The sequence below is a fragment of the Bacillus sp. AFS029637 genome (assembly GCF_002584985.1).
Classification (GTDB): Bacteria; Bacillota; Bacilli; order Bacillales; family Bacillaceae_G; genus Bacillus_A.
In genome coordinates this window covers 65,674-90,868 of sequence record NZ_NUPZ01000035.1, presented here as the reverse complement: position 1 = coordinate 90,868, position 25,195 = coordinate 65,674, and the positions used below count along the sequence as shown (strand labels likewise).

The 25,195-nt window shown below is 38.5% G+C and carries 19 protein-coding genes and 1 pseudogene; 2 read left to right on the top strand and 18 right to left on the bottom strand.

Annotated features, from left to right (window positions below; translation table 11 throughout):
• Positions 1 to 5: 5 nt before the first annotated feature.
• A complete protein-coding gene (locus COE49_RS18820) occupies positions 6 to 587 on the bottom strand; it encodes a TetR/AcrR family transcriptional regulator (RefSeq protein ID WP_088232626.1) in 582 nt (193 codons plus the stop codon).
• Positions 588 to 742: 155 nt separating this feature from the next.
• Between COE49_RS18820 and COE49_RS18815 the strand changes: the two genes are divergently transcribed.
• On the top strand, positions 743 to 895 hold the full coding sequence (locus COE49_RS18815; protein WP_088232627.1) for a sporulation protein YjcZ: 153 nt from the start codon (positions 743 to 745) through the stop codon (positions 893 to 895).
• A gap of 93 nt (positions 896 to 988) precedes the next feature.
• Here the strand turns inward: COE49_RS18815 and COE49_RS18810 are convergent, their stop codons facing one another.
• Genes COE49_RS18810 through COE49_RS18800 form a run of 3 tightly spaced genes read right to left on the bottom strand, consistent with a single transcriptional unit; the run spans position 989 to position 3,842 of the window.
• The gene (locus COE49_RS18810; protein ID WP_088232628.1) at positions 989 to 1,690 is read right to left on the bottom strand and encodes a LutC/YkgG family protein; all 702 of its coding nucleotides are present in this window, start codon (positions 1,688 to 1,690) and stop codon (positions 989 to 991) included.
• Entirely contained in the window at positions 1,671 to 3,101 is a 1,431-nt protein-coding gene (locus COE49_RS18805) for a LutB/LldF family L-lactate oxidation iron-sulfur protein (protein WP_098945998.1), read from the bottom strand. Before COE49_RS18805 ends, COE49_RS18810 begins: the two co-directional genes overlap by 20 nt.
• Before the next feature lie 15 nt (positions 3,102 to 3,116).
• Positions 3,117 to 3,842, bottom strand: a complete 726-nt coding sequence (locus COE49_RS18800) for a (Fe-S)-binding protein (protein ID WP_088232630.1) — start codon at positions 3,840 to 3,842, stop codon at positions 3,117 to 3,119.
• A gap of 225 nt (positions 3,843 to 4,067) precedes the next feature.
• Between COE49_RS18800 and COE49_RS28500 the strand changes: the two are divergent.
• Positions 4,068 to 4,213 (top strand): annotated as a pseudogene (locus COE49_RS28500) (hypothetical protein); the annotation flags it as partial.
• A 140-nt stretch (positions 4,214 to 4,353) separates the two neighbouring features.
• On the opposite strand, the gene ptsP reads toward COE49_RS28500, so the two are convergent.
• The 14 genes from ptsP to COE49_RS18730 form a co-directional block, all read right to left on the bottom strand.
• Positions 4,354 to 6,090 (bottom strand): phosphoenolpyruvate--protein phosphotransferase, encoded by a 1,737-nt coding sequence (ptsP, locus tag COE49_RS18795; protein ID WP_098945997.1) that lies wholly within the window; start codon positions 6,088 to 6,090, stop codon positions 4,354 to 4,356.
• Between the two features lie 173 nt (positions 6,091 to 6,263).
• Positions 6,264 to 6,530, bottom strand: a complete 267-nt coding sequence (locus COE49_RS18790; RefSeq protein ID WP_088232632.1) for a phosphocarrier protein HPr — start codon at positions 6,528 to 6,530, stop codon at positions 6,264 to 6,266.
• Positions 6,531 to 6,869: 339 nt separating this feature from the next.
• Positions 6,870 to 7,601 (bottom strand): GntR family transcriptional regulator, encoded by a 732-nt coding sequence (locus tag COE49_RS18785; RefSeq protein WP_088232633.1) that lies wholly within the window; start codon positions 7,599 to 7,601, stop codon positions 6,870 to 6,872.
• Between the two features lie 269 nt (positions 7,602 to 7,870).
• Positions 7,871 to 8,860 carry a tagatose-bisphosphate aldolase gene (gene lacD / locus COE49_RS18780; protein ID WP_088232634.1) on the bottom strand — a complete coding sequence of 330 codons (990 nt, stop codon included), beginning with the start codon at positions 8,858 to 8,860 and terminating at the stop codon, positions 7,871 to 7,873.
• A gap of 15 nt (positions 8,861 to 8,875) precedes the next feature.
• Positions 8,876 to 9,811, bottom strand: a complete 936-nt coding sequence (gene lacC / locus COE49_RS18775; protein ID WP_088232635.1) for a tagatose-6-phosphate kinase — start codon at positions 9,809 to 9,811, stop codon at positions 8,876 to 8,878.
• Positions 9,808 to 10,116, bottom strand: coding sequence for a hypothetical protein (locus tag COE49_RS28095; RefSeq protein ID WP_088232636.1), 309 nt, complete (start codon positions 10,114 to 10,116; stop codon positions 9,808 to 9,810). Before COE49_RS28095 ends, lacC begins: the two co-directional genes overlap by 4 nt.
• Positions 10,117 to 10,435: 319 nt before the next feature.
• On the bottom strand, positions 10,436 to 10,858 hold the full coding sequence (gene agaF, locus COE49_RS18765) for a PTS galactosamine/N-acetylgalactosamine transporter subunit IIA (RefSeq protein ID WP_088232637.1): 423 nt from the start codon (positions 10,856 to 10,858) through the stop codon (positions 10,436 to 10,438).
• A gap of 28 nt (positions 10,859 to 10,886) precedes the next feature.
• On the bottom strand, positions 10,887 to 11,753 hold the full coding sequence (locus COE49_RS18760; protein ID WP_427282571.1) for a PTS system mannose/fructose/sorbose family transporter subunit IID: 867 nt from the start codon (positions 11,751 to 11,753) through the stop codon (positions 10,887 to 10,889).
• Entirely contained in the window at positions 11,743 to 12,516 is a 774-nt protein-coding gene (gene agaW, locus COE49_RS18755; protein WP_088232638.1) for a PTS N-acetylgalactosamine transporter subunit IIC, read from the bottom strand. The genes COE49_RS18760 and agaW overlap by 11 nt, the downstream gene beginning before the upstream one ends.
• A 16-nt stretch (positions 12,517 to 12,532) precedes the next feature.
• Entirely contained in the window at positions 12,533 to 13,006 is a 474-nt protein-coding gene (gene agaV / locus COE49_RS18750; RefSeq protein ID WP_088232639.1) for a PTS N-acetylgalactosamine transporter subunit IIB, read from the bottom strand.
• Between the two features lie 201 nt (positions 13,007 to 13,207).
• Complete coding sequence (gene nagA / locus COE49_RS18745) at positions 13,208 to 14,407, bottom strand: N-acetylglucosamine-6-phosphate deacetylase (protein WP_255294752.1); 1,200 nt, start codon at positions 14,405 to 14,407, stop codon at positions 13,208 to 13,210.
• Positions 14,394 to 15,560 (bottom strand): AgaS family sugar isomerase, encoded by a 1,167-nt coding sequence (locus COE49_RS18740; RefSeq protein ID WP_088232698.1) that lies wholly within the window; start codon positions 15,558 to 15,560, stop codon positions 14,394 to 14,396. The genes nagA and COE49_RS18740 overlap by 14 nt, the downstream gene beginning before the upstream one ends.
• Before the next feature lie 470 nt (positions 15,561 to 16,030).
• Positions 16,031 to 20,368, bottom strand: coding sequence for a discoidin domain-containing protein (locus COE49_RS18735; RefSeq protein WP_170952786.1), 4,338 nt, complete (start codon positions 20,366 to 20,368; stop codon positions 16,031 to 16,033).
• A gap of 90 nt (positions 20,369 to 20,458) precedes the next feature.
• Positions 20,459 to 24,820 carry a discoidin domain-containing protein gene (locus tag COE49_RS18730; RefSeq protein ID WP_255294753.1) on the bottom strand — a complete coding sequence of 1,454 codons (4,362 nt, stop codon included), beginning with the start codon at positions 24,818 to 24,820 and terminating at the stop codon, positions 20,459 to 20,461.
• Between the last annotated feature and the right edge of the window lie 375 nt (positions 24,821 to 25,195).

The following is a 25,195-nucleotide window of genomic DNA, read 5'->3' as shown; positions in this document are numbered from 1 at the left end:
CAACTTTATTCCCCCTTCATTACGTTTTTCACATTTTGAATCCAAATTTCTTTATATTTTAAATCGAATCCTATTAATATGTAATTACTCATATTATCAATAACGAGCGCTAACGTATGAGCATTTTCTTCTGTTGCATGTTGTGACACAACGTCAAGTGTCGCACCTTTCTTCAATAAATCGTGGAATCCATTTAAAAACTCCTCTTGTATTTCAAATAGGCGTTTCTGATACTTTTCGTTTCGCGTCGCACTTACGATAAATTCATTTATAACGCGTAATATACCTTCTTGGCCTTTATACTCAGACAACATTTGTAAGCCATCTGCAATCAACTTTTCTTCAAAGTTTTCTTTCGTATATTGGTCTTTATCGAAGTAACTCACAAATTGATACCCAGAAAAAATCTCCTCAAATAAAAAGTCTACTAACGCTTCTTTAGAAGGAAAATGATAATAAATAGCCGGTTTTGAAATCCCTACCTCTTTCGCAATCATGGAAAGGCTCATTTTCTCAATACCGTGCTCTGCCATCAGTTTAAATGACGCCTCTACAATGTGCTGCGATGTTTGTAAATTCTTTGTCATACTGTACCTCACTTATTTTTACTTACCAGTCGGTAAATAAATTGTAAAATGAAACGGAATGATTTGCAAGTTAGTTCGCGCCTCAGAAGGGATTTATTGGTAAATACAGAAAACATAAAGTAAAAGCAACATATAACAATAAGGAGGATGTTCATATGGGACTTGGCGGTAAAGGCGGTAGTGGTGGCGCTGGCGGCGGTGAAGTTGGACAAGATGGTAAGAGCGTTAGTAGCGGCTACATATTACTCATTGTGCTCTTTATCATATTAATCGTAGCTGGAGTCAGCTATAGTGGACTTGGCCTTTAACTTTCACCAGTAGTATGCAAAATAGAAAGCACTGGCTGTATGAATGGCCAGTGCTTTCTATTTTCAGCATTCTTATACATCATGTGTATTTCATTATTGATCATCCACAATAATGTACGCTGTTCTAATTGGTCCGTGTACACCTACGACAAGATTCATTTCAATGTCCGCGCTATTTGAAGGACCAGAAACGAAATTCACACAAGCTGGCAGGGTTTTTCCTGATGTATTTTGATCATGAATCAGTTTTGTAGCTTGGGTTAATCTTGGTACGATTGTACTTTTAGGAACGATTGCAATATATGACTCTGGAAGAAGACTAACATGCCTTCCTTTTAACCCGTCATTAAATAGTACAACGGTTCCTGATTCTGCTAAAGTCATATCACTGAACGTAATGCCTAGATCAGCAGCTTTCGCAAATGCTATGTCCTCTTCTTTATGGTCTAATCCCCATGTGCGAAATTGTGTTGTGCCTTCATTTTTGAAAAATGGAGTAAGACCATATTCATTAAAGCGCTCATCATTCGCGCACATCGCAGATTTGATATTCCATTCTTGTATAAAAGACTCCAATGTTTCAACAAGATTTTCCTTTGTTGTTCGCTTTACTTCTGTATGAATCACTTCGCAGTGCTCCATTAACTGTACTACAAGTTCATCTTGCGAAAGTCCGTCAAACACATTCCACTGCGGGGAAACAGACCATTTCGGTTTTCCCACTGCTTCTGGACGTTTCCTGCCAAGCTTTTCTGATAATTGGAGTAAAAATTCCTCACGATTTTGGATGGCCATCATTGTTCTCCTTTTCGTGTTTTTTAAACCACTCTCGAAACGGTTGTTTTTTCGGAACTGGAAAATCTCTCGCATCCGTCCAATCTTTTAACGGCCCAATGCCGCGCTCGATTTTATCTCCTTTTGCAAGAGGTTTTAATGCATACGGAGCGCTCTTCGCTGCAAAAGAAAATAATCTAGGACTCTTCACCGTTTTTTCAAAACCTTTCATAGCAACGTTCCAAGCTACAGGTGAGTATTTTTCTTGTACAATGCGGCTGCGATGTTTAATTAACAAGTCGTGTAACGGGATTTTCACTGGGCATGCTTCTGTACAAGCACCACAAAGGCTAGACGCATAAGGTAAATCCTTATATTCATCGTATCCCCCTAAAAGTGGTGTCAACACAGCTCCAATTGGCCCTGGATAAATAGAGCCGTATGCATGTCCACCAATATGCCGGTATACAGGACACACATTAATACATGCGGCGCAACGAATGCACTGAAGGACACTTTGGAATTCTGTTCCTACAATATCAGAACGTCCATTATCAACAATGACTAAATGAAATTCCTCCGGTCCATCTGTCCCGCCCGGCTCCGTTAACCCTGTAATATAACTTGTTAACTTTTGTCCTACAGAACTTCGGCATAGAAGTGTTACTAACACATCAAGCTCTTCCCATGTCGGAACAATACGTTCCATCCCCATAACTGTAATTAACGTTTTCGGAAGTGTCGTCGTAAGTCTTGCATTTCCTTCGTTTGCTACGATAGAAATGGAACCAGACTCTGCAACCGCAAAGTTACATCCCGTCACCCCTATATCCGCTGCAAAAAAATCATCACGTAAATATGCTCTTACAAATCTCGCCATTTCCGTAGGGTCAGATGTTCCCGTATAATTTAACTTTGTTTTAAATATTTCACAAATGTGTTCTTTATCTTTATGAAGACATGGAACAACAATGTGTGACGGAGGATCGTGGTCGTTTACTTGTAGAATAAATTCCGCTAGATCTGTTTCTAACACTTCCGCTCCAGCTTCTTCAATCGCTTCATTTAAACTAATCTCTTCCGTTACCATAGATTTTGATTTCACAATTTTTTTCGCATTTTTCTTTTTTACAATCTCTTTTACATATTCCCTTGCATCTTCTGCAGTCTTTGCAAAATAAACAGAACCACCGTTTTTCTCAATATTTTCACTCAATTGCTGTAAATAATAGTCTAGGTTTTCTAACGTATGCTTTCGAATTTCTTCTCCTAAAGCTCGCCACTCTTCCCAATTACCAAGACTCTCCGTAGCTTTTAACTTCTTACCTCTAAGACCATCTTGCGCTTTCCGAACAGCTCGCCGCATAAATGGATCGCCAATACCTGTTTTCGTACGCTTATGAAAGGGATCATTCCCAATTTTCATTCCCATCTCTATATCCCCCTCTTATTTTCGATCTTCATTTAATACTTGAGCAATATGTTTTACATCAATTGGATAACCATTACGTGTTAAACGTCCTTTTATATTCATTAAGCAACTGCAATCCATTCCAATTAACACTTCCGCACCGGTTTCCATAATATGCTTTACTTTTTCCTCAACCATTTCTTCAGAGATCTCTGGCATCTTCACCGAGAACGTCCCTCCAAATCCACAGCAATCATAATTATGCGGTAGTGAAACAACTTCCAGTCCCTTTACACATTTTAATAACTTTTGCGGTGGTTCTTTAATTCCCATTAATCGGCTCATATGACAAGACGTATGCACCGTTGCTTTTTTATGAAGCTCCGCACCTAAATCTTCTTTCCCTAATACTTCAACGAGAAATTGCGTGAATTCATATGTTTTATTTGCAAGTTCAGTCGCTTTTTTCTTCCACTCTGCTTCACTTTCAGAAAATAAGCTAGAAAACTCGTGAACCATCATAGCGCAAGATCCCGATGGTGCCACAACATATTCTGAATTAGCAAAGGCTTCAATCATATGTTTTGCAGCTGTTTTTGTTTCTTGCACATACCCGCTATTATAAGCAGGTTGTCCGCAGCAAGTTTGCGTTTTCGGAAAATCAACTTCACAACCTAAATCTTCAAGAATTTCCACAACATCTCTTCCTACTTCTGGATAAAAAACATCTGCAACACAAGTGATAAAAATTGATACTTTCATATTTTGCACCCCTAAATACAGTAAAGTAAGCTCAAGCAACTTTATTTGTATATTATTGGTAATAAAGTAAGACTTTAATCATTAGTGTTTTACCGCGCACAAATAGCGGGATAAAATAAAAAATATGAATAGAAATAACAAAAAAGTGATTAAGAACTATCTCAATCACTTTTTCTTATTAAAATACGATACAATCGCAAATCCTAAAACAAATGTAATCATTGAACTTATAATTCTTTATTTTGGGAGAAAAATCATCAATTATCGGGAAGAATGTTTGGAAACTTCTTGTTAGTAGAATGGCTGTTTCTATATTAAGTACTTTGCTTTTGGGGCTTTTTATATGGGAAATGAATATAGGAGATACTTGACACCTTTACAGATGAAATTTAAATAAGCAATGTAAACCATAAGGAGATATGCCCTCTTTATCATTGTTTGTCAAGAAGACTCCCTCCTCAGAGTATATCCCAGTGCATAGGAGGGAAAGCGATTGGCTAAATTGATTTCATCAAACAGAAACATTTTTGGGTTTTATAAATATATCTTTCACAAATCTCTCCACTTCCTCAGATGTTGTCATATTTAAAATTTGTTCAATAACTAAGTTTATTTCTGTTTTTGATAACTTAAGAATTTGGTTTCTTGCTCGTAAAATAGAAGTGGCACTCATAGAAAATTCGTCTAATCCTAAACCGAGAAGAATAGGAATCGCGATTTCATCCCCAGCCATTTCACCACATATACCTGCCCATTTCCCTTCATTATGTGCTGCATCAATGACATTTTTGATTAAGCGAAGGATCGCCGGGTTATATGGCTGGTATAAATAAGAAACACGCTCATTCATGCGATCTGCTGCCAGCGTATATTGAATTAAATCATTTGTTCCGATTGAAAAGAAGTCCACTTCTTTTGCAAATTGGTGAGCCATCACAGCGGAAGATGGAATTTCCACCATCATCCCTACCTCAATACTTTCACCAATGATTGTACCTTCAGCTTGAAGTTTTTCTTTTTCCTCTATTAAAATCGCTTTTGCTTGACGAAATTCATCCAGTGTAGCAATCATCGGGAACATAATTTTCAAATTACCGTATACACTTGCACGCAATAGCGCACGAAGTTGTGCGCGGAACATGTCCTGCATTTCCAAACATAAACGAATCGCACGAAACCCTAAGAATGGATTCATTTCTTTTGGAAGATTTAAATAGGGAAGTTCTTTGTCACCCCCGATATCCAGCGTCCGAACAACAACTGGCTTACCTTCCATTCGCTTTAATACCGTTTTGTAAGCATCAAATTGTTCTTCTTCTGTCGGAAGTGTATCGCGCCCCATATATAAAAATTCAGTACGATATAAACCTACTCCTTCACCACCATTATCAAGGACACCTTTTACATCTTCAGGAGTACCAATGTTAGAAAAAATCTCCACTTTATGTCCATCAGATGATAATGTAGGCTCATTCACAAGCTTGGCCCACTTTGCTTTTTGGGCTTCGTAAACAGCTTTTTTATCTTCGTATATCTTCACAACATCTTCTGTTGGATTGACGATTACTTTGCCATCTAAACCGTCGACTATGACTAATACTCCGTTTTCGATATCATTTGTTACCACCTTCGTACCTACGATCGCTGGAATTTCCATAGAACACGCCATAATCGCTGAATGTGATGTACGCCCACCTATATCCGTTGTAAAACCTTTTACATACTTGCGGTTTAATTGGGCGGTATCAGATGGTGTTAAGTCTTCTGCCACAATCACCACTTCTTCTGAAATCATGCTTGGATTGGCAATGTTCACACCTAAAAGATGCGATAACACACGCTTTGTCACATCACGAATATCCGTAACGCGCTCTCTCATATATTCGTTGTCCATTGCCTCAAACAAGTTCACAAACATAGTGGTCACTTCATTTAAGGCAAACTCCGCATTGACTTGCTCGTTTTTGATTTTTTCCTTAATTGGGTTTATTAGTTCCGGATCGGTCAACACGAGAAGGTGGGCAGCAAAGATTTCTGCTTTATCTTCGCCAAGTTCTTTACGAGCATGCTCTTTTATTCCTTCAAGCTCTAATTTTGATGTTTCAATTGCTTGTTCAAAGCGTTCTACTTCCTGATTTGTATTCGTTACTGCTATTTTTTCTACAATTAACTCTGGATTTTCTAAGCGAAAAGCTTTGGCAATAGCAATGCCTGGAGAAGCTGCAATCCCTTTAATTATGATGGACATTGTTTTAACAACCCTTTTCTCATATTAATTTTTAGTTCAAGCGGATTTCCATCAAGCCAATATACACTTCATCTGATTAAATGTTAATACTCTCTATTTGACAGAGGAGGGCTAAAAGCCCTCCTCATCAAAATTCCTAAAAAACTTCAATTCCTGTAACATTCATGCTGACGTTATTCGCCAATCCCCTCACTCTTCATTAACTCTTCGAGCGCTTCTAATGCTTCTTTTGCATCATTACCTTCAGCTACGATTGTGACTTCAGCCCCACTTGGAATCCCAAGTGACATGACACCCATAATTGATTTTAAATTTACAGACTTCCCATTGTACTGGAGAGTTATTTCTGCTCCATACTGACCTACTTTATTGACCAGACGTGTTGCTGGCCTTGCGTGAATTCCTAATTTTTCGACAATTTTAAACGTTTTTTCTTCCATTTTATATTTCACTCTTTCTGTACTAAATTTTCATACTCATTCTATATTCCAAGATGCCATTTTAATGCTACGTCTACGACATCAAACAATCCTTCCCTTACCATAAAGTAAAACTTTAATCAGTGGGGATTTTGTTCATCCCCCACTAATTATTAGCCTTCACCAACCGGACGTTTGTGCAGTAAGGCTCCTACCTAGCTTCCTTGCTCCCAGCAAATAGCGGGATAAAACATCTTACCACCGCCAATTCCTTATCCAGGTTTTAGAAAAGGAATTGGCGTATTGTAAAAATAGATTAATTGAATCACTCATAAACAAATGTTATGAGTGATTCAACGATTAGGTTAATTCAGTGTAAAAGCGGCAGCGATCGCCCCGCACAATAGATATACAAAATTCAACTGGCACACCATTGATATCATAGGCAGTTCTTTCAAGCAGAAGTGCCGGACGACCTTCCTCCGTTTGCAGATACTTACTTTCGTCAGCACGGATGAGAACAGGTTCAAATGCCTCGTTTGCTCTTGTTACTATGGTATTAAAATGTTGTGAAAATAAATCATATAAAGAAATTTCGCCTACCCTTTTTAGCTGCTCTATATCTGTAACAACATGTTTCGGAATAAAAGATGATTCCAATATAAACGGCTCATCTTCAGCACAGCGAAGGCGTTTCATTTCAATGACATTCACATCTTCGCTTAGCTGTAGCGCTTCTTTGATTTTGACATTCGGCTTGATTTCCTCTATGTTCAGAATGATATCCTTAGGGTTCAAGCCTTTTTCTTTCAATACTTTACTAAAACTATAAAACCCCATCAATGACTGCTGCAATTTTGGTTTTGCCACGAAGGTACCTTTTCCTTGGATTCGGTATAGAATTCCTTCCTGTACAAGCTCCTCAATCGCTTTTTTTGCCGTGTTGCGACTCACTCCAAATTGATCCATTAGCTGGTTTTCTGATGGGATTTTATCACCAAGTGCCCAATGACCTTTTTCAATTGAATCCTTTAATCTTTCCATTAATTGATGATAAAGCGGAATTAGACTTTCATGCTGCAATGGTTTCATTTTACTAAACCAGCCTCCAAACTATACTAACGTTCTTTTAATAACCTAAATTATACCATTAACACTTAATGCGTCAATCTAACAACCAGGTTCTATAACGAAATAGTTTCTACCAAACTATAATAATGATAGCTTATCAAAATCGTTATTACTAGATTCGTAAAAAATTCACACCACTCTTAATTGGACTATTTTCCACGTTCCAGTCAAAACAACGTTTAAAAATAAATCAAATATAAGGAAGAGTGAGAACCTTACCCCACACTTTCTTACCCTGAAATTTTTGCAAACCAGGGGCATGCTGTCTCTTTCAAGACAATATTTAGTCTTTGGATATTTTTCCTGCCGTTTTCTTGTAACCAAGCACGTCCGGCTTGTTCACCATTTTCGGCAAATTGAGCGACACCATTTTTCCATGTTGCTCGGCCACAGAGAACACCATTGAAAGTTGAGCCGGATTTTTTCGCAAATGTCAGGGTTTCTTGAAACAATTCTGCACTGACGCCGGCACTTAAGAAGATAAACGGCAGATTTGTTGCCTCACTTTGCTCTTTGAAATACGCAGCCGCTTTTTCCTTGCTGTAGGCTGTCTCACCATCTGCGTAACCCTCTACAAACTGCATATCTACTGGAACTTCTACCTTTAATACGTCCACCTTGTATTGTGGTTTAGAGAATTCCCTCATGGCCTCGATAACCTTATGAGGCTTCACTTTGGCATACTCCATGCTTTTCACATCATCATTTTTGGCATCGTAAGTCACTATTTCAAGGAAGAACGGAATGTCTTCTACCGCACACTCAGATCCAACTCGTTCCATATAAACGTGCTTATAGTCATTAATTTTTTCATCTTCATCTACATCATAATACAATAAAAACTTAACTGCATCTGCTCCAGCTTCCTTCAGACGTCTAACGGACCACTCTGGCAATAAATCAGGCAATCGCCCCTCGGTTGTTGCATCATAACCTGTTTTTTCATACGCCACTAATAACCCCGCATCCGAATGACGAACTTTCGCAGCTGGCAGACCATATTCCGGATCCAATAGAATAGACGTTGCATATGGTGTTAACTCTTCAGAAACCAACTCTTTGAAGCGAATGATGCCCTCATCTCCGACATTATTCTCACTTCCAGCTACAATCATTTTCTTTAATGAACCACGTTGATCAATTGCCAAAGCTCCGATAATTCCATTCTCATCTGATAAACGCTTAAGAGCTGCTAATTTATTATTTGTTAATGTTAACATCAACAATCACCTCTATTAATCTATTTTAATAACCTCTACCATTTCAAAAAATTGACCGAACTTCTCTGGATCAATATAACCTGTTCCCTCTTCCATCGTATTGAGCATGCCTGTCGTCATCGCAGTTTTCAGGATGTCCGAAACGGCTTGCTTTCGTCTCAGGGCAACCGCTAATCCTGCAACAGTTGCATCACCTGATCCAACAGGGTTCATGACCTCAATAGCAGGAATAGTAACCCGGTAATAATCTGCACCATGCTTGAGAAAAGAACCCGCCGCTCCCATCGAAACGACAATCCATTCAATCCCATGAAATAAATTATTGTTTAACAGTTGCTTCAAGCTGCTTATGCTCTCCTCCACTTCCATGCCAAAAAGCTGGAACAGCTCTGAGATATTCGGTTTGATTGCAAAGGGTTTTACATGATGGTTCAAAACCTGTCGGAGCGGCTCTCCTGATGTATCAACAATTACGGGAATTCCCTTCTCCCGGCCCATTTCGACCATCTGACGGTAAAATCCAGACTCAAGACCTTTTGGTAAACTACCCGAAATCGTGACAATAGAAACTTCAGACAGCAGTTCCCGATATGTTTCTAAAAAAGCATTTCCTTCTTCCGCGGATACACTTGGCCCGGTTTCGAGGATTTCAGTTTGCTTGCCTTCATGCAGAATCGCGATACAGTTTCTTGATTCTTGATTAATTTTATAAAAATGATTCCTGATATCACTTTTCGTCAATTCTTGAATAATGTAATCGCCAATAGTCCCGCCAATGACACCTGTGGCCAAAACGTCTTCGCCCATCTGTTTGACAACCCGGGCGACATTTAACCCTTTTCCGCCGGCGGTTTTTCGAACATTTCCCACACGATTTACATCATCTAACTTAAAATCTTGAATTGGATAGGAAATATCAACGGATGGATTCATAGTGACAGCTAAAATCATCTTACTCCCTCTTTCCCTAGCAAGTTCTCAGATTGAAGCCAGCAAACCGTGCCAGTTAACTCGAGCTCCGGTGTTAATGTGATAAAACCAGCATCATAACAGTTCGTAATCTTATCGTCTTCCCCATCGATGCCACTGCTTTCCGCGGATGCTGTTTTTTCCATATAGAGGGATTCCTCACTGGTCGCAATTCTCCAATCAACGACATTTTTGACAGCCTCTTTGACTTGCAAAATACTGCCCGCGATAATTTTTGTCCCTTCAATATCAATGCCTATTGCCATTTTCATGTTCCTGTACCTCAATTTCTTCTCCCCCAAAAACGATTGTAATATCGGGTTGTTGGTACAAGTTACAACGAAAGAAACACTCATATAAACTTTATTATGAAAATAATAGTTAGATTGTTTTAAGTAATTCTATTATGTAACCATAACTTATAAGGCTAACACATTAAGACTAAAACATTTAATGCAACGCATTAAATGTTTTAATCTTCAGATAAATACTCTCAAAAAACTATCCACTCTACAATATTCAGTTGTAGTTCTGTTCTATCCTATTCCTTATCGGGACAGTCACAATTATTAGATTGATAGATTGCTCTATCCTTCATCGCTTTCATTAAATACTAGACTCTTTGAATCTTGGACGCTCCGACTTTTGAAAACCTTTAATCGCTTCTTTACCAGTATTGATTGCTAAATCTCTTAATCCATCGATTTGAAGTCCGTCCTTTAGTAAAACGGTTTCGAGGACCATCGCAAGATTTGTTCCGCCAACTACAGCAGAACCTTCCTTCCCATGCGTAAGTGAAACGGCCGTTTTAAACGGAGAACCGCCAACTAAATCACATAAGACTAAGATAGACTCACATTTTTGTAATCTTGAAAAAGCCTCAAGCAGCTTTTTCTCAAGATCGCATGTTGAATCGCATTCAAGAAAATCCACGTATTCCACATTGGGTTGATCTCCAACGATTAGTTTTACCGAAGATTGAAGACCAGTTGCAAACGATCCATGACCGCTAATAATCAAACCATTCATATTAAAAATCCTCCTAACATGCTAAATATTATAAAATGGTTCCAAATGGAAATGGAATTTTACCAATAATACCGATGATAACAGTAATGATAATTAGCTTAACTGGAGAAAATCCCTTTTTTAATAGATAGTACATTAATAAAGTGTATGCCAAAGGCAATAAGTTTGGTACGAGTTTATCGAGTAAATCCTTTTGTAGAGCAATTTTTGCCTTACCAGCATGGATCACTAAACTTGATTCTAACTTTACGAATGAGGCAATCAATGCGCCAACAACTGTTACCCCAACAATAGATGCTGCATGTGCTACTTTTTTAGTATTTTCCTTTAAAGAACTGATAGCATTTGTTCCGGCACTATAACCGTAGTGCATTAACCCAAATCTAAGAGCAAAATGAACTGTGTTAAAAATTAATAGAAAGACCACTGCCCCCATAGGGTTTCCATCTTGCCCAAGTGAAGCACCTATACCAACACAAATGGGCAGGAGGGTTAGCCAGAATAGAGCATCACCAATTCCACCAAGCGGTCCCATCATGGCTACTCGAATAGATCTAATCATATTTCGATTTTGTTTCTTTTCCTCCATCGCAAGGATAATCCCCATAATAATGTTTACAAGGAATGGATGCGTGTTGAAGAATTCCATATGACTTTTCATAGATTCACTTAAATCATGCTTATTTTTGTGAATCTTTTTCAATCCTGGTAAAAGCGAATATAACCATCCTGCGGCCTGCATTCTTTCATAGTTAAATGACGCTTGAAGTAAAAGAGAGCGCCATACCATCTTGTTTAAATCTTTTTTAGTTAAAACCTTTTCTGTGGCAACGTCTTGATAATATTCCGGACTGCTCGTATGATCCATTATCGTTTCTACTTGTTTAGATTCCACGTTTTGTCCCCCCTCTTACTGATCCATCACCAGAATTTACTTTGAAATAATCGTATAGCGCGATGGCAATCCCAATTAAAGCAACAGCAATAACCGGCATTTTCATATATGTGACTAAAATAAATCCGACGATTAAAAAGGCAACGTATTGTTTTTTTAACATAATTTTTAATAGCATCGCAAAACCAATTGCAGCCATCATTCCCCCAGCAACACCAAGGCCACTAATAAGCCATTTTGGTAAAATCTCTACGACCGCTTTAGCACTTTCTGCGCCAAAATAAATTGGTAAAAAAGCAATAACAAAATAGAATATAAATAATGTAAGAATTCCAAAATAATTAATCCGTTCAATTCCCTTTGTGTTAGCCTCTTGTGCATATTGGTCAGCCTTGTGCATGACCGGAGAAAAAGCAGTAAACATGAGAGTTATACATGCCTGAACTGCAACTGCAAACGGAACAGCAATACCGATTGCCACCGTTGGCTCTTGTCCTGTCAAAATCGCAAACGATGTTCCGATTATTCCTCCAATAACAACATTTGGTGGCTGTGCCCCAGCAAGCGGCACCATACCGGCCCACACTAACTCCATAGCAGCACCTGTCATAACCCCTGTTGTTACATCCCCAAAAATCAAACCAATAATGACACCGGTTACAATTGGCCGGTGAATATGAAACAATCCGTTAAACAGGTCTATCCCTGCAATTCCAGCCCATATAGCAACTAATAAAGCTTGAAGCAGCATGTGATTATCCATTCATTCTCACTTCTTTCTATAAGTGTTTATAAATATCATCTGGTCTTTCATCTGGAACACGGCGTACCTCAAGTTTTGCTCCCAAGTCACGCAGCTTCCTAAACGACTCTTTATCATCTGCATCAACAGACACGGTAGAGAATAATTGTGTTTTCCCTTGAGAAAAATGCATATTTCCAATATTCACCTTGTCAATTGGCACACCGCCCTCTACAAGTCGCAACACATCTTGTGGTGTTTTTACAACTAAAAAGATATGCTGTTCATCTGCTGCATTGTGAATCACATCGATAGTAGTCTGGATTGAGAAAAAGCGAATTCCGATTGACCCCGGGACAACCATTTCCATTAAATCCTGTTGTACCTCATCTTCAGACACTTCATCATTTGCGACGACAATTAAATTAGCTCCTAAATGATTAACCCATGTAACTCCTACTTGACCATGAACCAATCGGTTATCGATTCTTGTTAGCAAAATATTCGGCATGATGTTACCCCCTATAAATATGATGGCTGGAATAGATATATTTTTACTCCTTTAACAACCCGGTTTACCATACCAGATGGTGATGGGCTATCTAGAGTTATTCCCAAATAAATCGAATGGAAAAATGTAAAAAGCAAATCATAAAGCAAATAGTTCAAGGAAAGAAAATATCAATGCATAGATTCATCGTGACAGCTCAAATTATCGCACTCCCTCTTTCCGTAAATGGTAACGACAAGCACCATCAAGGTACGTCGCCATCAATTCCAGTTCAGGATTCAACACAATAAAGTCAGCGGCATAACCCTGAGCAATTTTCCCGCATTCCCCATCCATCCCAATACTTTGAGCAGGTGCGGTACTTGCCATATAGATCGCTTCTTCTGGGGTGGCAATCCCCCAATCAACGACATTTTTCACTGCATCTTTCAGCTGTAAAACACTGCCTGCTAAACTGCCACTCTCGATACGAGCGGCACCACCTATCACCTCTACAGCATATTCTCCAAGCTGATAGGTTCCTTCCGGCATTCCTCCAGCCATCATACAATCAGTGACCAAAACGGTTTGATCTCTGCCGCGTGCATTCATTAAAATATTGGCGGCAGCAGGATGAACATGGTGTCCGTCACAAATGATTTCCGCAAAAACATCTTTTAGATTCATAGCAGCGCCGGCCATCCCTGGCTCACGATGGTGCAGCGGGCTCATTCCATTGAACGCATGAACAAAAATCGAAGCTCCTCTCTCAACCGCTTGCTTTGCTTCTTCATAAGTTGCATCACTGTGAGCTAACGCTACAGCTATGTCTTCACCGACAGCATATTCAATAAATTCCGCTGCACCTTTTCTTTCAGGTGCAATCGCAATTTTTTTAATAGAATCATTGGATAATTTCTGCCAATCTTTCAACTTTTCAATGGATGGGTCACAAAAATATTTCGTATTTTGTGCCCCCTTATGTTTTTCGGTAAAAAATGGCCCTTCTAAAAAAATACCTTTAATTTTGGCTCCCCTGACTTTCGTATAATTGGTACCAATCATTTCAGTTACTTGATTCAACGCTTCTGTTGAAGAGGTTAAGGTTGTCGGCAAAAACGAAGTAACTCCGCAAGAAAGAAGTCCTTCAGATATCTCATTCAATCCTTGAAAATCATTGTCCATAATGTCGTGATTTTGAAATCCATGAATATGTGTATCTACTAAACCAGGTGCAATCCAATGCCCCGCGTAATCAATGATTTCTGCCGCTTCATCAGACTGGTTTTCAGAAAAAAAACCAAATTTCCCATCTATTATTTCCAAAAAACCAGGCCCTACGACCTTCCCCTCAAGAAAAAACCGATCGGCAAAAATAAACATTGGCTTACTGCTCTCCCTACCCAAATTACTGGTATTCATAGATGGTTACACCTTTAACGACACGATTCACTGTTCCTGTGGGAGATGGGTTATCCGGTGTATTGCCGACCTTTATCGAAGCCAGCAACGAAACCGTCTGGCCAACCATGACAAAAGGTAAGGCTAAGTAAGCATCTGGTATAGATTGGGCCTCTCTGCTGAAACTAAATGTGTTCCCATCATAATTGGTTTCTCCATCGACCTCGATGGCACATATATAGCTTGCAATGTTTTCCTGCTTCATTTCTTTTAACATATCTAAATCGTATTGGCGTGTATACGGTTGGTTGGAAACAAACACAAAAGCAACGGACTTTTCATTCACAAATGATTTAGGACCATGCCGGAAGCCTAACGGCGAATCAAAAGCCGTGACAATTTTTCCAGCTGTCAGTTCTAATAATTTTAATTGTGCTTCTCTCGTTAAACCTTCTAAACTGCCAGATCCTAAATAAATGATGCGGTCAAAATCACGATTGATAATCGCTTCAATGACGCCTTCTCTTTGAATGACACTTTCACCCATTTGCTGAATTATTTTTACAATGGACGATTTTTCTTCCAGGGACTTAGAATCAAAAACGAGCAAAGTCGATAGTGCCATGCACGTATAACTTCCCGTCATCGCAAATCCTTGATCATTCGATTTTTCAGGCATCAAAAGCAATAAATTTTTTTCATCACCTGCTGCTCGCTTGGCCAATTGACCGTCCTTATTACAAGTAATTGTGAGCTGGTACAAATCAGTCACAATTTGCTCCGTTAATTTGACGGCAGCAACACTTTCTGGGCTGTTACCGCTTCTTGCAAACGAAACGAGTAAGGTTGGAAAATCCGCTTTTAGAAATTGATAAGGATTGGATACCAAGGTAGTTGTCGGAATACTCAGCAATTCCCACTGTTTTTCATCCACTTTTTCCTTTAGGTATGGGGTAACGAGATCACCAACATAGGCAGATGTTCCAGCACCAGTAAAAATAACGCGAATCCGGTCGTGTTTCATTGATATTTTTAGTAAAAACTTTTCAATCTCACTGCTTCTATCCGTATACAATGCAAAGGTTTCAGCCCATAGATCAGGCTGCTGTTTTATTTCTGCGGTTGTGATTTGTGCACCTAGTGGTACTAATTTTTCTTGACTGAATGTAAACATATACGACCACTCCTCTTTAAACTCTTTCGAATACTCGCAATCTTGCACCAACAACACCATTATTATGTTCCAGTATATAGGAGGACGATTTTTCTTTAAAAAATCCATTCCACGCTCTTTGTAACATCGGGTTGATGGTATAAGTTAAACGGAAGAAAAACTCATAACAATTAGGTTGCGAGAATAGTCTGAATATTGTAAGTAATTTCATTATATCATGCCACAATGTAGGGTCAACCCAACAAGTTAAAAAACTTTTAATTTTCAAGGAAAAGAATTCGACAGCCTCCCCCTTATCAATCCATTTAATTCTTCTGTTTTCTCACAAAATACAAATCATTAATATAATTCAAATGCACAATAAACGGATTGATGAATAAAGCTTACATTTTAAAAGGAGAAAAGAAATCATCATCTTATAGATTTCTCTTCTCTCAATGAACCTTTCGCTACTGGAGCTGCTAAAGTTTTTATTGGCCTTTTTGCTTCAACCTGGATAAAATAGCCGCAAAGTTTTGTGTGAAATCAGAAGACGCTGCATCTATTTCCGGTTGTGCTGAATTAGGATTTTTATATACATTTACAACTCTATCCTTTAAAGCATTAAATCCTGAGCTATCTAAACTTTTCTTTGAATAAGGCTTATCATCGAAAAGAGTCATTTCTTGGTAAGCAGCGGCTAATTTTGAAAAATCCGCAGCTCCTTCATTGTACTTATACAACTTTATTTCGGCAGCCGATGCAAATGTATTAGCCGGACTTCCATATGTTTCCGTGATGTATAATCTGTAGAATTTGGCTTCAACTGGTTGATCGAACTTAATTAAAGTACTTCCGCCATCCTGCATTTCTCCAGATTTCACAGTTTTCCAGCTGCCATCGTCATTCGTATCCGAAACTTGCAATTCATACTTTTTCACGTTACCGTTTCCGTCTCTGCTTACATACTCATAAGCGTCAACAGGTTTAACTTCCGGCATTTCAATGGTTAACCAATGAGGTGCTATAGGGCTTGCTCCATTGTACTGCGTGTGCCACCATGTAGAGGTTTTCCCGTCTAATACATTAGTTGCCGCTCCTTCATTTCCCCCGGCTTTTTGCTCCTCTGAATCGGCAGATGCCTTAAATCCAGTTCTGTCCAATTCCTTACGTCCAGGCGTTAAATTAAGATCTTCATAAGATTTTTTTGCCTCATCATACGCTACCGCTTCATTTCTAATTTCTACATCTGCAATCTGCAGATTTGTTTTTTTACTGCCGAGGGTGATTTTTCCTTTTGGCAATGAGAATCTATCTTTAACGTATTTTGATGACAAGAGTTCTCCATCTAAATACAGCTTAATCATCCCATTTGCTTCTCTAACTGCCTTTACATCATGCAGGGTTCCATCGTTAACTTTCCCCTTAACCGTTTCATTTGTTGTCGTTGGTTTGTATTCTGTCGTTCCAAAAGTTCCATTCGCCTTTTCAGCAACAGTCGTTACATTCGTCTTTGAATTGACAACATCGTCTCCTACAGTAAAGTTGAGATATCCGTTTTCGTCAACCGCAATAGAATAGGCACCTTCCTGGTTTAAAATGACTTGGTTATTACCTGAAGATCTAAACTTAAATGAGATAGAAAAGTCGTCTGTTCCTACCAATGGAATTTGTTTCTTAAATTTATATTCTTTATGATTGATGCTGTACAAATCAATATTTGCTTTTTCAAAATGGAAAGTCTCCAAGCTTTCTCCATTCTCAACATCCGTTTTCTCCAACAGCTTTGCCGCATAGCCATTTTCGTACCCGTGGAAATCCTTCTTGGTAACAGTAGGAGTACCCCAGATGTTTTCGACGTTAATGTCTACTTTGTTTTCCTTACCAATCTGTTTAGCATTGCTAACCTCAATGGATCGATAATCTTCCAAAATAGTGGCATCTGCATGCTTCCCATTAACAGTGATAGTTGGATTCTGAATCCTCTGATCAAATTTTACTCGCACAGTATTCTCTTTTGTATTCTTTACAGAGATAACCTTGGCAGGTGTCTGATCTTTGCTGGTAACTTGATAGATTCTTGACTCATGAGGGGCTAGGGTTACTGTTAACGTATCGCCATAGCTCATCTTCTCCACTTTGGTTTCATCAACTCTTGGCAGAGTCTGTACCATTTTTGCATTATCTAAATCCGTTGGAACACCTACAGTATTATCTAATGTCAACGTATAGCTTTGTTCTTTATTGCTGGCATTTCTAAATGAAACAATTCCTTCGCCACTGTTCCAAGCCGAATAGCCGTAAACTCCACCTTGATCTGGCCGCTTCCCAAATAGTTTTGCTTTTTCAAGCGTCTTTGAATGACTTTCGGCCCACCCCAATACATCAGCTGTTATTCTCCATTTAGCATCATTCATCATACTCGGTGAAAAATATAATTCCCAGAATGCCGTTCCTCTTGTCGCATTGATCATCAAATAATTTCTAAAATCATCATCGGTAAAGTTTATCCCTGCAGAAACTCCGTAAATCGGGTCATGATTATATACATTTTTCAACGGGAACTGCAGATCATTTTTCTTAAAAATGTTAAAGTAAACATTGTCTCTGTATGACATCATTTGTTCTGCCTGGGTTCCACCGTAGGTGCTCAAAAATCCATTGTCACCGGAGTCTTGAATCCAAATCGTATTTGCCCACTGCAGCAACCACGGACTTGGGTTTACATAGCAGGTAAGGTTTAAAAATAGACCCCTGCCTTTTTCTTCCCTTTCTTGTCTCATGGATTTAAAGGTATCAATCCATGTTTCCCAAAGATCTGATGTATAATACATATTGTGGTCGCCGCCAACCATGTGCTGATTGTCTTTATCGGCTGAAGGTCTCACAGCAAATCCATCTAGCTTCCAATATTCAATATCAAATCTGTTTTGATAATCTAAAAAGATCTTCGTCAGATTGTTTACATATGTTTTGGAGCCTACGTCTACGCTTTTCCAATAATCATTGGTCACATGTCCTGTGCCATTCTTTTCAAGAAATTCGGCAAACCCGCCAAAGTAATTGTAGCCGCCTTGAGGGCCAAGCCACAGTCCAAACGTTGAGCCAAATTTCTTTGCCATATCACTTGCCGGATATAATTCATTAGGAAATTTGTTGTTGAATTCCCAGAACCCAGTTTGGTTATCATATGGCGCTTTCGTTTCCTGTCCAGTGGAATTAACAGTTTCATAGGCATTCCAGCCATCATCTACAACATAAGAATCCAAAGGCTCTACGCCATTTTTGCTCAACTCTTTTTCCGTACCATAGAATGAATTAGCGATACTCTCATCTGTAATATCCATCATATTGTCATACCAGGAATTATATTGCTTTCGGAATTCCGTCTTTGTAGCAATATCATTGATATAGGCAAAAAAGTCAGTTTGAACAACGTCTTTATCCGTTCCAGCTGCAGCGCCCATGACGCTATTCCAAGTCGTAAAGCTTCCATCCGTATTGAGCTGCTTGTCTTCTGCTAGCTTTTTAAAATTCTTGCCTGAGTAATATCGAACCTGCATCGTGTTATTTACTACATCTGTGTCTGAGGCAGGAAATTCTGATCCAAAGAACATACCATTTGCATAAATTGGCTGCCCCAAAACTAATTCATATTTTCCAATCCACATGGAGGAAATATCCTTTAGCGGCGGGTGATGGAATAGTCCTTCCACATTTTTGGGCAGTGCGAATTGATCCACATCGATATAGTCGAAGGTGATATCTTTATTTGAAGATGCAATTTCAAGATTACTTCTTAAATAAGGGGCATTGTCCTCTACAAATACGTTGTACTTAATGGTCCATACCGAGTTATACTTTTCATACTCTTCAAACACGAATTGAATTCGTTTCCCCGTTTTGTATTTTTCTTCATTTACTTGTTTAATCGTTAATTCACTTGACTTAATCATTCCTTTATTAGTGTCTCCAGGATTGTTGTTATCTTGTCGAACGGTATCTTCAAACAGGTAAAGTTCAGCACCGGTAAATGAAATATCATTTGTTAATGCACCACTTAATTGAACAATCTTTACGTATCTTGCTGTTTTCGCCCCTGTTAAATTTCCATAGACCATATCTCCCACATTGTAGAGATTATCTACTTTGTGTAGGTTAAAGTCTTTTGACGAAAATTCTCCCGTTCCTGCATCTACCCAATTTTCCCCGTCGCTACTAACCTTGATTTCATATTTTCCTATTGTTCCATTGATTCCATATGCCTGGCCTTGGAATCCTGGCCTTTTTTGATAGCCAAACGATCCAATTGTTTTGTCTTCCTTTAAGTCAATCACAACTTCATATGGCCATGTCTTGTTTCCATCCGAAAAATCTACGTAAGTGTTGTTATCGCCATCCAGCATGGTTGCACCATCTTTGGCTTTTCCCACAGAATCATAGACTGTTGCCGTCCAATTTGTTCTGTCAAGCTGTATTTTCGGTTTGTTCGCATCAGGAATTTGTACATTTTTCTCTTTTGGCGGCTCTTCAGATGTTTGCTTCTCGGAGACCAAATGGATGGCAAAATCCTCCGAACCTCCTTCAGGAACCAAGTCCTTTCCAATTCTTTTGTTAGAGACTATTTTTGTCTTCAACTTGGAATCGGATACATCAATAACTCTTGTGATTGCATCATTTCCAATTTCTACTTTGTCCTTTGCTATGTTTACAAAGCTTGACCCGGCAGCTGAAACTTTTGTTGAACTTGAGTTGCTGCCAATCGGGAGTATAACGCTCACCACAATGACAGTAGATACGAACAGCGACAGCATCTTTTTCATATACATCTTAATTTTCTCCCCAATCATAATAAAGATTATGGTGTTAGGGTTAACCCTAACACCATTAAGATAATAAGAGATATTTATTTTCTCTACCTAAGCAGGATTCTTTACAAAGACTTCTACCTCTGCAACAGACAACATAAGAGGCCCACTGTGCGATTCCTCAAAGTTAATCGATAACTTTGTAACTTTAGTTCCAGCAGGTATAGCAGCCGCTGTTAAATCGAAAGTTACTGATTTATCGTCGAAGTTAACACTTTTTGCACCTAGATCATACTCTTTTCCAGATTCAGTATATACTTTGGCACTTAATGTTTTAATTTTGCCATTCGTATATTGCGGACGATTATAAACAATAAATTTAGTCAATTCTTGTGGTTTAGTAAAGTTGAAATCTACGGGTAACGGTAGTGAAATCCCTTCATTTCCAGTGAGACTCCATTTCAATTCCGCCAATGAACTTTCGCTTATCTCACCGTCAATAAGGTTGGCAAAAGCTAGTGCACCGTCCTGCATCTTTTCCCCTTCACCAGTAACCGTCATATCTTTATTTGATAATTGTAGTTCCTTAGGCTCTTGTGGTTGTTCCACCTCTCCAGGTTCTTGGCCAGGATTTAAAACCTCTCCTATTTTATCAATAGTATCAAAGGCTGTATTAATCAGTAATGATCTTGTTATCGGCATATCAAAACTAATATCTTTCTTAGCCTTTAACTTAATCGTGGCTAATGTCTTTGTACCTTCTAATGTATTTTGTGTTCCCTTGTTAGAAAATGCAGCCATAATTCGTTGTTCAGGCTTTCCGATCCCCGCAAGTAAAGAATAGTTCAACATATTAGCAGTTTCATTGGAAGCCGAAACAATATTTGCACCGCAAGTCCCGTCAGGCTTACACTCTTTCACTAATTCATATTTGTTAGGATCTAGTTTTAGTTCTAAGTTGAATGCATTAATATCCTTTAATCCTGCACCTATTATTTCTACTGAAAATTCCTCTCCTGCTTTTAACTCCTTCTTACTAGGTCTAATATCCAATAATCCGGCAATCGGTTTGCCTGTTGCTTGAAGTGGCTTTTGACCCAATTGTGATGCTACATACATTAAATCGTATGCGTCTATTACACCATTGAAATTAATATCCACCTTTGAAACCTGTTCCCAAGCTTCAGTTTGATCGACACCCATATAGCTTGCAAAGAAGAGAAGGTCATCTTCATCAATTTTTCCATTTGGTATATTTTCACCAACAACCGTTCCCACGGTTTTATCCTTTTTGTACGGTCTGAATTCCATTGCACTTCCAAAGCCGCCTACAGAGTTTGTGATGGTCAACTTAATATACCTTGCAGTAGTATTCCCTTGAAAATCAATGACTTTCGTTTCGTCATTTCTCTCAAATGTTCCATCAGTAATGATGTTTTTATAAGTTTTTCCATCTAGACTTACGTCTAAATTGTATTTTAATATCGTACCATTCCCCGCACCTGGTCTTGGCATATACTCAAGCTTATCTAATTCATAAGCTAATTTCATATCAATCTCAAATGTATGTGGCAGTTTATTGCCCGAATCTCCCCATGCAGTATGCCACTTTGTTTCATCCTTCCCATCTACAGCTAGAGATGCTTCTTCTCCCGGCTGCTCACTATCTGCTTTTGCAGTCATATCCTTAGGGACATTTCTGTATCGGTCAAGCTTTGTTCTTATTTTGATTTCATCACTCCAGCCTGATGATCCTTTTGTATTTGTTGCTCTTATTTTATAAGAATGTTCTGTATCAGATGTTAGACCTGTATGGAGATAGAATGGCGCTTGCCCACTGTCACTTGACTTAAACACATTTGTATGAACCACACCATCAATCATTAAATCATATGTTGGATTCGAACCGTCAACCTTGTTCCAATCTAATTTAATCTCTCTATCTGTTATGTTTGCCTCATCAGCTTTAAGCCCTGATGGAATAGTCGGTACTTCTTTATCTACTACATCCTTCTTTTGAGTATTATCAAAGCCATCTACTGTAAAAGTTATTTTATTTTTCGTGATATCTGTTTTTCCTACTTTAATATAAAGCTTTGGTGATGTAATAATTTCAGTCTGTTCAAACGCTGAGCCTTTTGTAGCATATTTGTTCAGGTTTGGACTTTCATTATAGAAATACACGTTTTCTGATTTGTTATATTCCTCTTCACTTGTAACTTTCCTTAATTTAACATCTTTATTTCCAACCTTAACCTTTACATTCTTTGGGTTTACACGCGTATTGACAATCGCTTCTGTGCCCCTGTCTTTAACCATCCCTTTATAGCCTTTTCCTTTTGCAGTATCGACAGTGATAACAGCTTTTTCCTTGCTTACCTTTGAAGTGACCTTCGTTGTTGTATTTTTCTTTTCCTTATACTCAACAGTTTTACCATCATCTTCATATAGGGTAAACTCTGATTCTCCCGATGGATAAACATCAAATATTCTATTTTCCGAACCATTTAATTCATTAATAGAATTATTTTCTGGTGCCATTGGAATAATTGCACCAGCCTTAACAAATACAGGGGTCTTCCATAGTGGAGCTTTAAAATTATGAAGGACCGAACCTCCCTGATATTGCTCACCTGTAAAATAATCGATCCAAACTTGATTTTTATCTGGAAGATAAATATCGTTCCTTACTTCAGCATCGTTAGAGTTTCCATCATATATTGGTGCTACTAATAGATTTGGCCCCCACATATATTGATACTGTGTTTGTGTCCCGTACGCATACGGATCATTCGGAGCTTCTAACATCATCCCTCGAACCATCGGCATGGATTTTGATGTAGATTCCTCAGCAATCGTGTATATATAAGGCATCATTTGTGACTTCAATTTTAAATACATCCGATTAATCGATGCATAAGGTTCACCATAATTCCATGGATTTTTAGACTTACTGTAATCATTACCTCCCGATGCCCAGCCGTCCATATCAATTTGAATAGGAGTGAATGCTTTCCATTGGAAATCACGTGTCTGTACTTTTGGATCTCCGCCAAATATACCATCCATATCTGAACCAACGTTTGGATTTCCTGATAAACCTGCGCCAATGTAAGTAGGGATGTGCATTCTTATGTACTCCCAATTACCGCCATATTGGTCGCCTGACCATAATGTAGCATAACGCTGAGTACCAGCCCATCCATCTAGCGAAATAACAAATGGACGTGCGCCACCCGAATTCTCTGCTTTTTGAATTCCTTCTGCTGCTTGTCGTGTGGCATTTAAGGCCATGGAATATCCTTCCCAAACCCATGCAACATCTGTCTTTATTGCTCTTACACCTGCTTTTACTTCCCCATCCAGGTCTCTGCGTAACGGACTATCTCCAGGTAAATTCGGATCTGGATAAAGACTGCTTTGTGTCCATAAACCTACCTCTACTTTCTGGTCATTTGCTTTATCAACAAATTGTTCCAAATTATTTAATCCGCCATACCCACATCCATAGCCGTCATTTGGTAATATCCATCCTAAAGGCATATCATTCTCTGCATATTGATTTACTGTATTTAATCCATTATCTAGGAGTGTTCGTTGATCCTTATGACCATTATGAGTTCCATTAAAACAGTCAGCATGCCCTAAATAGAAACCAGATTTTGGCATAAGGGCTGGTTTCCCAGTTAATTCTGTATATTCGTTAATGATGTTTGGAATGGAATCATCTACAAAATAATAAGCATCAAATCTGTCTTCATTGTGTGCAAAGGTAGATGTTTTGGTAAAATCATAAACGCCCGGCTTAAAAGTATTTCGCATGACTCCGTAGCCCTCAGTGCTTAAATAGAAAGGAACTGGACTTGATGCAGCTCCTGCATCCCAACCTCCCCCGACTGCAATATTTATAGAATTATTCTTATGGGCATAAAACCCATTCTGTTGACCTCCACCGTAGAAATATTCACTTTCTTTTGTATCGAGGGTTTGAACTGTACTTCCGTTCGAATGCTTTAGCGGTTCACTTTCACTCCAAAGAATCTTCGCTCTTTTTTTATCGTACAGGCTCATCTTTGAGGTATCTTTATCTATTCTTAACTCCAAAGCATTAGTAGATATTTTATAGACCTTGTTATCTCTTTCATCGACCCTAATGTCAATCGATCCGTATTCCTTTTTGTAATCGCTAACATTCTTATCGATAATTTTCGTCTCATGCTCAGATTTATTTGGAGTTGGATATTCTTCAAAAACACCCTTTGGGTCCAAATTTAATCGAAAAACATTATTTTTTAGAAAGTTAATTTTTATTTTTTCACCTGTGTTCAAGTCAAAGTATACGTTATTTCCTTCTTTCGAAACCTTAGTAATTTTGCCTATAGTCTTATAGCTTTGATTATCAGAAACGTTATTAATGGAGTAATTCTTTTTAATTGTAGTAGCAGATGCTGTTGGAAGCATAGAAAACAGCATACCCGCTGATAAGGACACGGTTACCAGTTTTTTCAACCCAGCTCGACGTCTTAACATATTCTACCTCCGCATGTAATAATGGTTTACTAAAAATGAATTCCAATAGTTTTTAACCCTTCATATGGATAATTGGCATATCCATGCTCTCCTTTCTTCCACTTATAATTGATTGAATTTTCTTACTTTTATAACATATAATAAATCGGGTTGATGGGTCAACCCTTTAACAAAAATATTCTGATAGGGATAACGTCACATCACTAGCAAGCTTAGATGTTTAAAAGTTGCTATGATGGTACGTTCCTATTGATTTTCTATGAATACAATAAAGTGAAATAAAAAAAGGCATCCTAAATGTGTAATTTAGAATGCCTT

What these genes read in the sequence shown, in the direction of transcription:
- lacC (WP_088232635.1), bottom strand. Translation starts at nt 9,811, where the DNA reads ATGATTTTAGCTGTCACTATGAATCCATCCGTTGATATTTCCTATCCA.
- nagA (WP_255294752.1), bottom strand. Translation starts at nt 14,407, where the DNA reads ATGAATACCAGTAATTTGGGTAGGGAGAGCAGTAAGCCAATGTTTATT.
- COE49_RS18785 (WP_088232633.1), bottom strand. Translation starts at nt 7,601, where the DNA reads ATGAAACCATTGCAGCATGAAAGTCTAATTCCGCTTTATCATCAATTA.
- COE49_RS18730 (WP_255294753.1), bottom strand. Translation starts at nt 24,820, where the DNA reads ATGCTGTTTTCTATGCTTCCAACAGCATCTGCTACTACAATTAAAAAG.
- COE49_RS18790 (WP_088232632.1), bottom strand. Translation starts at nt 6,530, where the DNA reads ATGGAAGAAAAAACGTTTAAAATTGTCGAAAAATTAGGAATTCACGCA.
- COE49_RS18800 (WP_088232630.1), bottom strand. Translation starts at nt 3,842, where the DNA reads ATGAAAGTATCAATTTTTATCACTTGTGTTGCAGATGTTTTTTATCCA.
- ptsP (WP_098945997.1), bottom strand. Translation starts at nt 6,090, where the DNA reads ATGTCCATCATAATTAAAGGGATTGCAGCTTCTCCAGGCATTGCTATT.
- agaW (WP_088232638.1), bottom strand. Translation starts at nt 12,516, where the DNA reads ATGGATAATCACATGCTGCTTCAAGCTTTATTAGTTGCTATATGGGCT.
- COE49_RS18820 (WP_088232626.1), bottom strand. Translation starts at nt 587, where the DNA reads ATGACAAAGAATTTACAAACATCGCAGCACATTGTAGAGGCGTCATTT.
- COE49_RS18740 (WP_088232698.1), bottom strand. Translation starts at nt 15,560, where the DNA reads ATGTTTACATTCAGTCAAGAAAAATTAGTACCACTAGGTGCACAAATC.
- agaF (WP_088232637.1), bottom strand. Translation starts at nt 10,858, where the DNA reads ATGAATGGTTTGATTATTAGCGGTCATGGATCGTTTGCAACTGGTCTT.
- agaV (WP_088232639.1), bottom strand. Translation starts at nt 13,006, where the DNA reads ATGCCGAATATTTTGCTAACAAGAATCGATAACCGATTGGTTCATGGT.
- COE49_RS18735 (WP_170952786.1), bottom strand. Translation starts at nt 20,368, where the DNA reads ATGTATATGAAAAAGATGCTGTCGCTGTTCGTATCTACTGTCATTGTG.
- COE49_RS18805 (WP_098945998.1), bottom strand. Translation starts at nt 3,101, where the DNA reads ATGGGAATGAAAATTGGGAATGATCCCTTTCATAAGCGTACGAAAACA.
- COE49_RS18815 (WP_088232627.1), top strand. Translation starts at nt 743, where the DNA reads ATGGGACTTGGCGGTAAAGGCGGTAGTGGTGGCGCTGGCGGCGGTGAA.
- lacD (WP_088232634.1), bottom strand. Translation starts at nt 8,860, where the DNA reads ATGTTAACATTAACAAATAATAAATTAGCAGCTCTTAAGCGTTTATCA.
- COE49_RS18810 (WP_088232628.1), bottom strand. Translation starts at nt 1,690, where the DNA reads ATGGCCATCCAAAATCGTGAGGAATTTTTACTCCAATTATCAGAAAAG.